The organism is Streptomyces sp. CA-288835, from assembly GCF_050936385.1.
Lineage (GTDB): Bacteria > Actinomycetota > Actinomycetes > Streptomycetales > Streptomycetaceae > Streptomyces.
The window spans coordinates 3,440,928-3,455,144 of the sequence record NZ_JBNJMW010000001.1; the positions used below are offsets into that span (position 1 = coordinate 3,440,928).

Below are 14,217 nucleotides of genomic sequence, written 5' to 3' on the forward strand. Positions count from 1 at the left end.
CTGGACGACCTGATCCCCGAACCATCAGAGGAGCGCGCGAGACATGCAGGGCACTGTGACGATGTACAGCACGACGTGGTGTGGTTACTGCCAGCGGCTGAAGAAGCAGCTGGACCGTGAGGGCATCGCGTACACCGAGATCAACATCGAGCAGGACCCCGCGTCCGCGGCGTTCGTCGAGAAGGCGAATGGCGGAAACCAGACGGTCCCGACGGTCCAGGTGGTGCCCTCCAGCGGTGCCGCCGAGGTTGTGATGACCAACCCCAGTCTTGCCCAGGTGAAGCAGGCGCTCGGCGTCTGATTCCGGATAGGCCTAGAGGGCCGTGCCCGGTTTCGGCAGGGGCTTTCCGTACCAGAGCTCGATGAGGCGGGCCGCAATCGAGATGCCGTAGGGAGGGAGCACCTCCCCGGACTCGAAGGCGGCCCGTAGCTCTTCGCGGGAGAACCAGCGGGCTTCGTGGATCTCATCGCCGTCCACGTCGATGTCCGCCGAGGTGGCGCGGGCCATGAAGCCCAGCATGAGGCTGGACGGGAAGGGCCAGGGCTGGCTGGCGATGTACTCGACCTCGCCGACGGTGACGCCGGCCTCTTCCAGTACCTCGCGGCGTACCGACTGCTCTATGGACTCGCCGGGCTCGACGAAGCCGGCGAGGGTGGAGAACCGTCCCTCGGGCCAGTGCACTTGGCGGCCGAGCAGGATGCGGTCGTCGTCGTCCGTGACGGCCATGATCACGGCCGGGTCGGTGCGCGGGTAGTGCTCGGCGCCGCAGGCGGGGCAGCGGCGGATGTGGCCGGCTGCGGCGATCACGGTGCGTTCGCCGCAGCGGGAGCAGAAGCGGTGCAGGCGCTGCCAGTTCTCCAGGGCGACGGCGTGCACCATGAGTCCTGTGTCGCGGGGCGACAGGAGCAGGCCTGCCTCGCGCAGTCCGGCGGGGCGGGCGGACTGGTCCATGCGGCCGGGGAGCGTGTCCTTCTGGAGTGCGAAGTAGCTGACGCCGTCGTCGTCGGTGCCCAGGAAGTAGCGGTGTGCCTCGGTGAGGGGGGCTTCGAAGGAGGGGGTCATCACGAGTTCGGTGCTGCCGTCCTCCGTCTCGTCGATGAGGACCTGGCCGCCGGAGACCACGAACGCGCGGGTTGTGGGGTGGCTCCATGCCGCGGCGAGCCAGGCCTCGTCGAGCCGGTGGTGGGCGGCCCGGTCGATGCCGCTCGGGGCGGTGAGCGAGATGGGACGGTCGGCGGTGTGATCGGTCCAGGTGGTCACGGGTGCTTCCAACTCCCCCGGTGGAACGGGTATTTCAGTGGGACGTGCGGCAGGACTCGGCGGCGTTCGGCGGGCTCTTTCAGTGTGCATCGCGCCTGTTGTCCAGCTAGGCCGCTCCACAGGGCATGGGTGCGGCGAGGACGTCCCGGAGGTCTGCGGAGGGGCCCGCGCCGCTCTCGGCGGTCGGAATGCCGGTCGCCCGGAGTTTCGCGGCAAGCCTGTCGGCGCTGCGTCGTATGTCCGCCGTGCGCTCGGGCCGGGCCGACGGGATGCGCAGCCACTCGGTGGGGTCGCCGAGTAGGGCGGCGCGGTGGTTCTCGATGTACGGGCGGACGGCGCTGTCCGAAATCTTGCTCATGTCGGCGAGCCTATCCGCCCGCACTGACATGCTGGTCCGGCGGTTCGTCCGAGGACGGCTCCTCCAGGAGCAGCCGCTCCAGTGCGGCCCGGTCCGGCAGATTCTCGGGCCGTACGATTTCGCCGCCACGCACGTACAGGAAGGCGGCCTTGACGGACTCCAGGGGTACTCCGTGCTGCTCGGCCCAGGCGAGCCGGTAGAGGGCGAGCTGGAGGGGGTCGGCCGTGTGGCTGCGGTTGGTCTTCCAGTCGACGATCTCGTACGTCGTCTCGTCGCCGTCGCCTTCCTTGTAGACGGCGTCGATACGGCCTCGTACGACGCGTCCGGCGATCTCGAGCTGGAAGGGGGCTTCTACGCGGTAGGGCGTGCGGTGGGCGTACGGGGTGCGTTCGAAGGCGTCCTTGAGTGCCTCCAGGTCGCGTTCGTCCGCGATCTCCGCTTCGCTTCCGGGCAGTTCCTCCGGCTCCAGCATGGGCAGCCGCAGTTCTTCGAAGCGGGACTCCATCCAGGCGTGGAAGCGGGTGCCGCGGCGCGCGGCGCGCTGCGGGGCGCGCGGCATGGGGCGCGCGAGTTCCTGGGCGAAGGCATCCGGGTCGGCGGCCAGGCGCAGCATCTGGGAAGCGGTCAGGGAGATCGGCAGGGGCACGTGCGTGACGCCCGCGCGGGCGCGCAGGAGTTCTCCAGTGAGCGCGTCCAGGTCGCGGTCCCAGGAGGCGATGGTGCGGGCTTCCTCGGGGATGAGGGGCGCGGTCTCATTTGGGTGCGGGCGGGCGTCGGGGGCAGGCGTGGGGCGCGGGATCCTGGGTCGGTTCTGGGGCCGTGACGCCGGGGTGCCCGGGGGCTCGTCCGCGAATTCGGCTTCTCCGTAGAGTCGGTCCGCTTCTCCGTAGAGTCCGTCCGCGAATGCGGTGTCTTCAGGGATGGCCTCGTCGTCGTACGGAGCCTCGTCCGCGTATGGAGTGTCATCGGTATACGGAGCCTCGCCGGTGAAGTCACCGTCCCCGTAAGGGGGTTCGTCCTCCTCGGGCGGAGGGGGCCAGTCCGGATCATCGTACGGGGCTTGGGCGTCGTGCGCCGACGGGTGGGCGGCCTCGTGGGAGTGCTCGGACTCCAGGTAGGTCAGCACCGTTGCCGCGGCTGCTCGTCGGCGGGCCAGTGCCGCGTCGTCCAGCGGGAGAGGCCAGGCGTGATCGCCGGTGGCCTCGTGAAGCGCCGGGTTCTCCTCGCCCTCTTCGGGTTCGTCCGCCCAGGCCTCGATCTCGCCGTGTCCGGCCGCGCAGTGCTCGTACAGGGCCTGCAGGAAGCCGGACGGTCCGCGGGGCTTCTTCTGGGAGGGGCCCCACCAGTGGCCGGAGCCGAGGAGCAGGGAGCGGGGGCGGGTGAATGTGACGTAGCCGAGGCGGAGTTCCTCGGTGTGCTGGTGGTCCTTCATGGCCTCGTGGAAGGCCTTCATGCTTCTGGAGTCCCAGGCGTCGATGTCGGGCAGTGTGTCGGCGTCGCCGCGTAGTTCGTGGGGCAGGACCTTGCCCTGGGCGGTCCATTTCTCGCGGCCCTGGGTGCTGGGGAACGTGCCGGTGACCAGTCCGGGGACCGCGACGACGTCCCACTCCAGGCCCTTGGATTTGTGGGCGGTGAGCACCTTGACGGTGTTCTCGCCGCCTGGAAGGGCGTTGTCGAGGCCCTTCTCGTATTGGGCGGCTGTGCGCAGGAAGCCCAGGAAGGCGAGGAGGGTGGCCTCGTTGTCGTTGGCGGCGAAGGAGGCTGCGATGTCGAGGAAGTTGGAGAGGGTCTCCCGGCGGCGGGCGGCCAGGGCGTGCGGGGACGCGGAGAGTTCCACCTCCAGGCCGGTGGTGGCGAGGACGCGGTGTAGGACGTCCATCAGGGGGTCGGCCAGCGAGCGGCGCAGGTCGCGCAGTTCGGTGGCAAGCCGGGCGAACCGCACGCGGGCGTCCGGCGAGAAGGGCAGCCCGTCGTCGTCCCCGTCGCCCCCCAACGGAGTCTCCAGGAAGGTGTCGAGGGCGTCCGCGAGCGAAATCACCTCGGCCGGGTCGACGCCCTCGACGGCCGCGGCGAGCCTGCGGTCCGGGTCGTCGTCGGCGCCCACGCGCGCGTGGGACACGAGAAGCCGGGCGCGGCGCCCTAGGAGGGCGAGGTCGCGGGCGCCGATGCGCCAGCGCGGGCCGGTGAGGAGGCGGACCAGGGAGGCGTTGGCCCCCGGGTCTTGGAGGACCTCGCAGACGGCGACGAGGTCGGCGACTTCAGGGAGGTGCAACAGCCCGGAGAGACCGACGACCTCGACGGGGATGTCGCGGGCGACGAGTGCGCCCTGGATCTCGGCGAAGTCGGTCGCGGTGCGGCACAGGACGGCGATCTCGCCGGGCGCCTTTCCGGTGCGTACGAGATGGGCGATGGAGTCGGCGAGCCAGTCCAGTTCCTCGGCGTGGGTGCGCAGCAGCGCGCAGCGCACCATGCCGTCGCGTTCGGCACCGGGGGCGGGGCGAAGGGCCTCCACGCCCGTGTGCCGGGCGCGCAGGGGCTCCGCGAGGCCGTTGGCGAGGTCGAGGAGCCGGCCGCCGCTGCGGCGGTTCTCGCTGAGAGCCTGGCGGGTCGCGGGGCGGCCGTCGGCGTGCGCGAAGTGCTCGGGGAAGTCGTCGAGGTTGGCGACGGAAGCGCCGCGCCAGCCGTAGATCGCCTGGCAGGGGTCGCCGACGGCCGTCACGGGATGGCCGGTGCCGCCGCCGAACAGGCCCGCCAGGAGGATGCGTTGGGCGACCGACGTGTCCTGGTACTCGTCGAGCAGGACCACCCGGAACTCGTCGCGCAGGATGTCGCCGACCTCGGGCCGGGTGCGGGCGAGCGTCGCGGAGAGGGCGATCTGGTCTCCGAAGTCGAGGAGGTCGCGTTCACGCTTGGCCGCCCTGTAGTGGCCCACCAGTTCGGCCAGTTCGCGGCGTGCGGCTGCCGTCTCCGGGACCTTGCGCAGGTCGGCGTTGGTGAGTTTGGCGCTCTCCAGATCGCGCAGCAACGCGGCGTCGTACGCGCGCAGCTGCTCGGGCTGTACGAGGTGTTCGGCGAGTTCGGAGTCGAGCGCGAGGAGGTCGCTGACCAGGTCGGGGAAGGAGCGGGTGAGCGCCGGGTAGGGCCCTGGGGCCTCGCGCAGGACGCGGGCGGCGAGCTGGTAGCGGGTGGCGTCGGCGAGGAGGCGGGCGGTGGGTTCGAGGCCGATGCGCAGGCCGTGGTCGGTCAGGAGGCGGCCCGCGAAGGCGTGGTACGTGGAGATGACGGGCTCGCCAGGCGGATTGTCCGGGTCGATCACATCGGGGTCGGTGACGCCTGCCCTGATCAGGGCCTTGCGTACGCGCTCGGCCAGTTCGCCGGCCGCCTTGTTGGTGAATGTCAGGCCGAGGACCTGTTCGGGGGCTACTTGCCCGGTGCCGACCAGCCACACCACGCGCGCGGCCATCACCGTGGTCTTGCCGGAGCCGGCTCCGGCCACGATCACCTGCGGGGCGGGCGGTGCGGTGATGCAGGCCGTCTGCTCCGGGGTGAACGGGATGCCGAGGAGCTCCTTGAGCTGCTCGGGATCGGTGATACGTGCGGGCACCTCAGAGAGGCTAGCCGCGGCCACTGACAGCGGGGTGCGCATCGGCCGCCGGGCCGGAGGATGCGCTGGTCAGCACACGTGGTGCGCTTTGTCACTCCCGCTCTCGCTTGACGACGCGGCGCCTGAGGGTGCGGGCTTACTCGACCACGTGGCGTCCCTCGGGACGTGCGCTGCACGATGCCCGGAATGCGCAGTGCGTGCAGTGCTGTCCTGTGGTCGGTGTGAACCGCTCGTCGAGGACCTTGCCCGCGGCGGTGGCGAGGAGGTCGCCGATCCACTCCCCGGAGAGGGGCTCTTGGGCCTGCACCTTGGGCAGGGTCTCGCCGCCGTCCTTCCTGGGGGCGCCCTGGCGGAGCTGGACGAGTTCGGCGCCGCCAGGCTCGGGGCGCTCGCCTGCGAAGGCCTCGTCGACGGCGCCCTCGCGTACGGCGAGCTGGTAGACGGCGAGTTGGGGATGGTGGGCCACGTCGGCGGCGGTCGGTGCCTGTTTGCCGGTCTTGAAGTCGACTACGTAGGCGCGGCCTTCGGTGTCCCGCTCGACGCGGTCCATGGAGCCGCGGATGCGCACTTCGTAGGAGCCCGCTTCGAGGGTGACGTCGAAGTCGTGCTCGCTGGCCACCGGCGTACGGCCCGCACGGTCCAGCACATGCCACTTCAGGAAGCGTTCGAGCGCCACGCGCGCGTGCTCCTTCTCCTGCGCCGACTTCCAGGGCGCGTCGAAGGCGAGCGCGTTCCACACGGAGTCGAGGCGCTCCATGAGGACGGCGAGGTCGGCGGGACTGCGTCCGGAGGCGACCTCGTCGGCCAGGACGTGCACCACATTGCCGAAGCCCTGGGCGGCGGTCGCGGGGGCGTCGGCCTTCACCTCGCGGCCGAGGAACCACTGGAGGGCGCAGGTGTTGGCGAGTTGGTCGAGGGCGCTCCCGGAGAGCACGACGGGCTGGTCGCGGTCGCGCAGCGGGACCTTGCTCTCGGTCGGCTCGTACATGCCCCACCAGCGGTAGGGGTGCGCGGACGGCACGAGAGGGCGGCCGTCCTCGTCGCCGAGCGCGGCGAGCCGGGCCAGACGGCGGGCTGCGGCCTCCCTGAGAGTGTCCGAGACGCGGGGGTCGACGATCGTGGCGCGCAGCTCGGCGACCAGGGCGGCGACCGACAGAGGACGGCGGGGCCGGCCGGTGACGTCCTTGGGTTCGACGCCGAGTTCGGTGAGGAAACGGGACGGCTGGTCGCCGTCGTCGGCGGGGGCCTTCACGGCGGTGACGACGAGACGTTCACGCGCGCGCGTAGCGGCCACGTAGAACAAGCGGCGTTCTTCGGAGAGCAGTGCTCCGGGGGTGAGCGGTTCGGCGAGGCCGTCGCGTCCGATGCGGTCGGCCTCCAGGAGGGAGCCTCTGCGGCGCAGGTCCGGCCACAGTCCCTCCTGTACGCCCGCGACGACGACCAGGCGCCATTCAAGGCCCTTGGAACGGTGAGCCGTCATCAGGCGTACGGCCTCGGGGCGTACGGCCCTGCGGCTGAGCGTGTCGGCGGCGATGTCCTCGGCCTCGATCTCCTCCAGGAAGTTGAGGGCGCCGCGGTCACCCGTGCGTTCCTCGGAGCGTGCAGCCGTCGCGAACAGCGCGCACACGGCGTCGAGGTCGCGGTCCGCGTTGCGCCCTGCCGCGCCGCCGCGCCGGGCGGCCCGCTCCAGGCGCTGAGGCCACGGTGTGCCGTCCCACAGCTCCCAGAGCGCCTCTTCGGCCGTGCCGCCGCCGGCGAGGCGCTCACGGGCCTTGCGCAGGAGGGCGCCCAGACGCTGGGCTCCGCGCGCGTACGAGGGGTCGTGTGCGACCAGCCGCTCCGGCTCGGCCAGTGCCCGTGCCAGCAACTCGTCCGAGGGCGGCGGGACGAGGTTGCCCCCGGCGCGCTCCTCCTCGCGCAGCGCACGGCCCAGGCGGCGCAGATCGGCGGCGTCCATACCGGCCAGCGGGGAGGCGAGGAGGGTGAGCGCGGTCTCGGTGTCGAGCCAGGGCGCTTCCGAAGCGACGGCGGCCCCAGGCCCAGCCCCGGGCTCCGGCTCCGGCTCCGGCTCCGGCTCCGGCTCCGGCTCCGGCTCCGGCTCCGGCTCCGGCTCCGGGGCATCGTCGGTGGGAGCAGCGGTGACGGTGTCCGCGCGCGCGGGGGTGTCATTTCCCACAACAGCCCCGTCTCCGTCGGCGCCCGCCTCGGCTGTGGCTCCGGCCCGCTCGCTTGCCCCGGCTCCGTCCCGAAGTGCCGCCTCGGCCACCGCCTTGAGAGCCGTCAGCAGGGGCGCCACCGCTGGTTCATGGCGCAGGGGGAGGTCATCGCCGTCTATGTCGAGGGGGACGCCGGCCGCGGTGAGGGTGCGGCGGACGGTCGGGATGGTGCGGTGCCCGGCGCGTACCAGGACGGCCATCTCGCCCCAGGGCACGCCGTCCTCCAGGTGGGCGCGGCGAAGGATGTCGGCGATGTTGTCCACCTCTGTGCCGGGGGTCGGGTACGTGTAGACCTCGACGCGGCCACCGTCCCCTACGGGAGTCAGCTCCCTGTGGGCGCGGACCTTCTCCGCCGGGAGGCGGGTCAGAGGCATGCGGCGAGTCACCAGGCGCGTGGCGGCCAGCAGCCCGGCGCCCGACCGGCGTGACGTCCTCAGGACCTCGACCGGCGCGGGAGTGCCGTCCGCGCGCGGGAATGCCTCCGGGAACTCCAGGATGCCGTTCACGTCGGCGCCCCGGAACGCGTAGATCGACTGGTCGGGGTCGCCGAAGGCGACAAGGGTGCGGCCGGCCCCTCGCCCACCACCGCCCTTCTGCGGAAGCCCTGCGGGCTGCCCCTCTCGATTGCCCGCGAGCCCGTGCAGGAGCCGTACCTGCGCCGGATCGGTGTCCTGGTACTCGTCGACGAAGACGGCGTCGTACTGCGCGGCGAGCCGTGCGGCGACCTCGGGGCGGCGGGTGAGCAGCACCGCGCGGTGCACCAGTTCCGCGTAATCGAGCACTCCTTGCATATCGAGAACGTCGAGATACTCGGCGAGGAAGGTTGCCGCGGCGCGCCAGTCCGGGCGCCCGATGCGGGAGGCGAACGAGTCCAGCGCGTCTGGACCCAGCCCCAGTTCGCGGCTGCGGGCGAGCACCGCGCGGACCTCGTCGGCGAAGCCGCGCGTCGTCAGACAGGCGCGCAGCTCGTCCGGCCAGCGCACATGGGCGAGGCCGAGCCGCTCGAGGTCGGGCTGGCCGGCGAGGAGTTCCCGCACGGCCACGTCCTGTTCGGGGCCGGAGAGCAGCCGCAGCGGCTCCACGAACAGGTTGCTGTCCTGGTGGGCGCGGACCAGGGCGTAGCAGAAGGAGTGGAACGTCGTCGCCTGGGGCGCGCGGGCCGCTCCTATGCGCAGCGCCATGCGGTCACGCAACTCGACGGCGGCCTTGCGGCTGAACGTCAGCACCAGGATCCGCTCGGGGTCCGTGCCGCGCCCGATCCGGGCGGCCACGGACTCCACGAGTGTTGTCGTCTTTCCGGTGCCCGGACCTGCGAGAACGAGCAGCGGGCCCCCCTTGTGGTCAACCACCGCCCGCTGCGCTGCGTCAAGCAGAGGGGGATCCACCTGGACCGGTGGGGTACGCACCAGTCGGTAAGCGCCACGGTTCCCCTGCCGCCCCTGGTGGTGCGACAGGCGCCTGGTGGAGGAAGAGGAGCTCACGTGGTTCGCCGGTCCTGGTGGGTGTGCTGGTTGGCTTACTGCCGCGGGTGGGCGGCGGTGGCCGCGTGGTGAGGGGGATGCGCGCCGTTGACGCTACGCCCGCGAGAACAGCGGAAGGAGGGCTTCCGCTTCTTCCCTCCCATCCCTCAGGGCGCTTCTGCCCCCCGCATCACGAACGTACGCCATGCCACGGACGTGCCCAATTTCCCCCGTACAGGCTGCTGATCCCCCGTTTGGGCGTCCGATGGCGGAAGCTGTCAAGTGTGATGTTCTGCGCGATGCTCGCCGTCCCACCGCGCTCGCTTCATGTCGACGCGCGGCAGGTGGCCCTCGGAGGCTCTGCTCGCCTCCTTCAGAGGCGTGCCCTCCGCCTGGTAGTGGCCGAGGGCTTGCAGTTCGTGCCCTTGGAGCAGTACGCCGTCCGCGCGTATGACCCGCCACCACGGAACGGCTCCTCCGTAGAGGGCCATCACGCGGCCGACCTGACGCGGCCCCCCTTCCCCGAGCCACTCGGCGATGTCCCCGTACGTCATGACGCGGCCGGGCGGGATCAGCTCGGCGACCTCAAGGACTCGTTCCGCGTAGTCCGGCAGGGCGTCCGCCGGAAGGCTCTCCTCGCTCATCCGCCCCATCCTGCCGCACCCCACCGACAACGTGACGGGGCGGTGACCAGGCGTAAACCTCGCCCGGGAGCGGCACTTCGGGCAGACTGTGCGCCCCCGCACTGCCCCCTGATGCCCCTCCGTGTCGGTGGGGCGTGCCACCATCATGCGGGCGGTGACCGGTGATACGAGATCAAGAAGAGACGATGAAACAGCAGGGTGCGCACGCCGAAGACGCGAAGGGCACCGCTGAGGTTTCGTCGCGCCCGGACACCGTCGACGAGCCGGACGAGCACACCTCGGACGCGCACAAGAAGGGCGAACGCACCTCGGACGCGAACAACGCGAACAAGAAGAAGGACGTCCCGGCCGCCGACGCCCCGGACCCCGAAGCCGACGACGCCCACTCCGAAGCGGTCGAGGGGGACGAACCACTGCTCCCCGCGCGCGTGCACCGTCCCTCCGATCTGATGCGCCTCCTGGTGGGCATCCTCGCGGTCGCGGTGGTGCTGGGGATCGCCGCGTTCGCGCACGGCACGACGTCAGGACTCGCCCAGGACATCAACAAGGGCACCGACGAGGCGCCCGACCTGCTGAGCGAGGTCGCGGGTCTCGCGTCGAGCATCGCGATCCTCCTGGTGCCGGTCGCCTTCGCCATCGAGCGGCTGATCAAGCGGGACGGACTGCGTATCGCCGATGGTGTCCTGGCCGCCGTCCTCGCGCACGGGGTGACGCTCGCCACCGATCTGTGGGTCGCCGAGGCCGCCCCGGACTCGATCAAGAAGGCGCTCACGCAGCCCTTGCCGCAAGACATCCACGCGCTCACCGACCCGGTGCACGGCTATCTCGCACCGGTCATCGCATACATGACAGCGGTCGGCATGGCACGGCGGCCACGCTGGCGTGCGGTGCTGTGGGTGGTACTGCTGCTCGACGCCTTCTCCATGCTGGTCACCGGCTACACGACACCCTTCTCGATCATCCTGACGGTGCTGATCGGCTGGAGCGTGGCGTACGGGACGCTGTACGCGGTCGGCTCACCGAACGTTCGGCCCACGGGGCGGACGCTGATGGCGGGCCTGCGGCATGTCGGCTTCCACCCGGTGAGCGCCTCCCGCGAGGAGACACCGGAGTCCGCCGAAGGCGGCGACCGGGGGCGGCGGTACTTCGTGACGCTGGAGGACGGCCGGCCGCTGGACGTCACGGTGGTCGACCGTGAGCAGCAGGCGCAGGGCTTCTTCTACCGCGTGTGGCGGCGTCTGACGCTGCGGGGCATCACCACGCGCCGCAGCCTCCAGTCGCTGCGCCAGGCGCTGGAGCAGGAGGCGCTTCTCGCGTACGCGGCGATCGCGGCCGGAGCCAACGCGCCCAAGCTGATCGCCACCTCCGAACTGGGCCCGGACGCCGTGATGCTCGTCTACGAGCACACGGGCGGGCGCACCCTGGACTCGCTGCCGGACGAGGAGATCACCGACGAGCTGCTGCGCGACACCTGGCATCAGGTGCAGGCGTTGCAGTCGCGGCGCATCGCGCACCGCAGGCTGGCCGGCGACGCGATTCGGGTGGATCGTTCCGGCACGGTGATCCTCACCGATCTGCGCGGCGGCGAGATCGCGGCTGGTGAGCTGCTGCTGCGCATGGACATCGCCCAGCTGGTGACCACGCTGGCGCTGCGGGTCGGCGCGGAGCGTGCGGTGGCCTCGGCGGTCGAGGTGCTCGGCCCCGACACGGTCGCCGACTGCCTGCCGATGCTGCAGCCCATCGCGCTGACGCGCGCCACACGTGCGACGCTGCGAAAACTGGCCCGGGAGCGGGCTCAGCGGGAGCGTGAGGCCGTGCTGGAGGCCTCTCGGCATGCCAGGCCGGGGCGCGCACACGAGGAGGCTGAGGAAGCCACCGGGCCCGTCGTACTCGAAAAGCCCGACAAGAAGGCCGTACGGGCCGAGAAGCGCTCTGAGAAGCGGGCGATCGACGAGGCTCTGGAGGAGGCACGCGAGGAGGATCTGCTCACCCAGATCCGCCACCAGGTGCTGCTGATCAGGCCGCAGGCGCCGGTCGAGCCGGCCCGCCTTGAGCGCATCCGGCCGCGCACGCTGATCAGCTTCATCGCCGGTGCCATCGGCGCGTACTTCCTGCTGTCGCAGCTCACGCACTTCGAGTTCGGCACGATCTTCGACAATGCCGATTGGGGCTGGGTCGCCGCGGCCGTGCTCTTCTCGGCGCTGAGCTACTTCGCGGCAGCCATGAGCCTGCTGGGCTTCGTGCCCGAGCGGGTGCCCTTCCTACGGACCGTCGCGGCGCAGGTCGCCGGGTCCTTCGTGAAGATCGTGGCGCCCGCGGCGGTGGGCGGTGTCGCCCTCAACACGCGCTTCCTGCAGCGCGCGGGAGTGCGGCCGGGCCTGGCGGTCGCGAGCGTCGGCGCCTCACAGCTGTTCGGCCTGGGCAGCCACATCCTGCTGCTGCTCGCCTTCGGTTATCTGACGGGCACGGAGAAGACACCATCGCTGTCGCCGTCGCGCACGGTGATCGCAGGTCTGTTGACGGTCGCGGTGCTGGTGCTGGTGATGACCTCGATTCCGTTCCTGCGGAAATTCGTCGTCACGCGCGTGCGGTCGCTTTTCGCGGGTGTCGTGCCCCGCATGCTCGACGTGCTCCAGCGACCGCAGAAGCTCATCACCGGTATCGGCGGCATGGTGCTGCTGACGGCTTGCTTCGTGATGTGCCTGGACGCGTCGATCCGGGCGTTCGGCAGCGAGAACACGCCCACGCTCAGCCTCGCCAGCGTCGCCGTCGTCTTCCTCGCCGGCAACGCGCTGGGCTCAGCCGCCCCGACGCCCGGTGGCGTGGGCGCGGTCGAGGCGACCCTCACGTTCGGCCTGATCGCCGTCGGTCTGCCCAAGGAGGTCGCGGCGCCCGCGGTGCTGCTCTACCGGCTGCTCACGCTGTGGCTGCCGGTGCTGCCCGGGTGGCTGTTCTTCAACCATCTGACACGTAAGGGCGCGCTATAGGGCCTGCCCGGCGCATCGTGCCCTAGGCATGTCGCTCGTCACCGACGACCCTGGACGGCACATCCATCCGCTCACCCGCACAGCCTGCGCCCCGAGCGCCTCGTCCCCCGCGGCCTCAGGATGGGAGCATGCCGAATCCTTCCCGGCTGCGCGCCGCTGCCCTGGCCGCCGTCCTTGTGCTGTCCGTGACACTCGCCGGGTGTGACAGTGGCTCCGGCGACAAGGACGAGGACCTGGCAGCGCAGGAGCTGAGCTGGAAGGACTGCCCGGCACCGTCCAAGGCCCAGGGAGGCGGAGAGGCCCCGTCCGCTCTGCCGAACGGCGACAAGTGGCAGTGCGCGACGCTGAAGGTGCCCCTCGACTGGGACGAGCCCGAAGGAGCCACGATCGGGCTCGCGCTGATCCGGGCGGAGACCAGCGGCACCAGAGCGAATCGGATCGGCTCACTGATCTTCAACTTCGGCGGCCCCGGGTCCTCGGGAGTGGCCACCCTGCCCGCGTTCGCCAAGGAGTTCGCGCACCTGCGCACCCGCTACGACCTGGTCAGCTTCGACCCGCGCGGGGTCGGCGGCAGCGCGGGCGTGGAGTGCCAGAGTGATGAACGGCTCGACGAGTACCTCCAGCAGGACGCCACCCCCGACAACGCCCCCGAGGAGAGAGCGCTCCTGGAAGACACGAAAGCGTTTAACTCGGCCTGCGAGAAGAACTCCGGAAGTCTCCTTCCGCACGTGCGCACCACCGACGCGGCCCGCGATCTGGACCTGATGCGGCAGGTCCTCGACGATGACCGGCTGCATTACTTCGGCATCTCGTACGGCACCGAACTGGGCGGTGTCTACGCCCACTTGTTCCCCAAGAACGTGGGACGGGCCGTCTTCGACGCAGTCGTGGACCCGACGCGGAACCCGGAGGAGGGTTCGCTCGGGCAGGCCAAGGGATTCCAGCTCGCGCTCGACAACTTCGCCGAGGACTGCGCCTCGAAGCAGGACGCATGCCCGATCGGCGACACCGCACAGAACGTCAAGGACCGGATCGCCCGACTGCTCAAGGACCTCGACAGCCGGCCGGTCCCGGGCGTCTTCCCGCGCGAGCTGACCCAGTCCATCGCCGCCAGCGGCATCCTGCAGGCGCTCTACTCTCGGGATTACTGGCAGTACCTCACTGATGGGCTCCAGCAGGCGTACGCCGGTGACGGCACGGTTCTGATGCTGCTGTCCGACGCGCTGAACGGACGGAACGAGAACGGCGAATACAGCAACAGCGTCGCCGCCAACGTCTCCATCAACTGCGCGGACAACAAGGCGCGTTACACCACCGCCGAAGTAGAGGCGAAGCTTCCGCAGTTCCGCGCGGCCTCTCCCCTGTTCGGCGACTATGTGGCGTGGAGTCTGCTCGGCTGCACGGACTGGCCCGTGTCGGGAGCCGCCGACGACCCGGACGTGAGCGCCCCCGGATCGGCACCGATCCTGGTGATCGGCAACACCGGCGACCCTGCCACCCCGTACGAGGGCGCCCGCAGGATGGCGGACGAGCTGGGCAAGGGCGTCGGCGTCGAGTTGACGTATCGAGGCCAGGGGCATGGTGCGTACGGCAGCGGGAACAAGTGCGTGCGTGACGCCGTGAACGGCTATCTGCTGGACGGCAGAGTTCCGTCGACTGGGCTGGTTTGCTCCTAAAAACGCAGGTC

Annotated in this window: 8 protein-coding genes; 3 read left to right on the plus strand and 5 right to left on the minus strand. The window is 70.9% G+C overall.

From position 1 onward, the window contains the following. Window positions 1–43 precede the first annotated feature (43 nt). Window positions 44–301 carry a mycoredoxin gene (locus ACQEVY_RS15395; protein WP_328768796.1) on the plus strand — a complete coding sequence of 86 codons (258 nt, stop codon included), beginning with the start codon at window positions 44–46 and terminating at the stop codon, window positions 299–301. 12 nt (window positions 302–313) lie between these two features. Here the strand turns inward: ACQEVY_RS15395 and nudC are convergent, their stop codons facing one another. The 5 genes from nudC to ACQEVY_RS15420 form a co-directional block, all read right to left on the minus strand. Continuing rightward, window positions 314–1,261, minus strand: coding sequence for an NAD(+) diphosphatase (nudC, locus tag ACQEVY_RS15400; RefSeq protein WP_432948751.1), 948 nt, complete (start codon window positions 1,259–1,261; stop codon window positions 314–316). Window positions 1,262–1,367: 106 nt separating this feature from the next. Next, entirely contained in the window at window positions 1,368–1,619 is a 252-nt protein-coding gene (locus ACQEVY_RS15405; protein WP_432948753.1) for a hypothetical protein, read from the minus strand. 10 nt (window positions 1,620–1,629) lie between these two features. Beyond that, window positions 1,630–5,223 (minus strand): UvrD-helicase domain-containing protein, encoded by a 3,594-nt coding sequence (locus ACQEVY_RS15410; protein WP_432948755.1) that lies wholly within the window; start codon window positions 5,221–5,223, stop codon window positions 1,630–1,632. A 136-nt stretch (window positions 5,224–5,359) separates the two neighbouring features. Continuing rightward, window positions 5,360–8,920, minus strand: coding sequence for an ATP-dependent helicase (locus ACQEVY_RS15415; protein WP_432948757.1), 3,561 nt, complete (start codon window positions 8,918–8,920; stop codon window positions 5,360–5,362). A 257-nt stretch (window positions 8,921–9,177) separates the two neighbouring features. Further along, window positions 9,178–9,543 (minus strand): MGMT family protein, encoded by a 366-nt coding sequence (locus ACQEVY_RS15420; protein WP_432948758.1) that lies wholly within the window; start codon window positions 9,541–9,543, stop codon window positions 9,178–9,180. Between the two features lie 185 nt (window positions 9,544–9,728). On the opposite strand from ACQEVY_RS15420, the gene ACQEVY_RS15425 reads away from it, so the two are divergent. Together ACQEVY_RS15425 and ACQEVY_RS15430 are read left to right on the plus strand one after the other, a co-directional pair. Next, window positions 9,729–12,530, plus strand: a complete 2,802-nt coding sequence (locus ACQEVY_RS15425) for a lysylphosphatidylglycerol synthase domain-containing protein (protein ID WP_432948759.1) — start codon at window positions 9,729–9,731, stop codon at window positions 12,528–12,530. 128 nt (window positions 12,531–12,658) lie between these two features. After that, entirely contained in the window at window positions 12,659–14,206 is a 1,548-nt protein-coding gene (locus ACQEVY_RS15430) for an alpha/beta hydrolase (RefSeq protein WP_432948761.1), read from the plus strand. Window positions 14,207–14,217: the final 11 nt, after the last annotated feature.

Excerpts from the sequence above, each read along its gene's own strand:
- ACQEVY_RS15430 (WP_432948761.1), top strand. The coding sequence starts at position 12,659 with ATGCCGAATCCTTCCCGGCTGCGCGCCGCTGCCCTGGCCGCCGTCCTT.
- ACQEVY_RS15420 (WP_432948758.1), bottom strand. The coding sequence starts at position 9,543 with ATGAGCGAGGAGAGCCTTCCGGCGGACGCCCTGCCGGACTACGCGGAA.
- ACQEVY_RS15425 (WP_432948759.1), top strand. The coding sequence starts at position 9,729 with ATGAAACAGCAGGGTGCGCACGCCGAAGACGCGAAGGGCACCGCTGAG.
- ACQEVY_RS15395 (WP_328768796.1), top strand. The coding sequence starts at position 44 with ATGCAGGGCACTGTGACGATGTACAGCACGACGTGGTGTGGTTACTGC.
- ACQEVY_RS15405 (WP_432948753.1), bottom strand. The coding sequence starts at position 1,619 with ATGAGCAAGATTTCGGACAGCGCCGTCCGCCCGTACATCGAGAACCAC.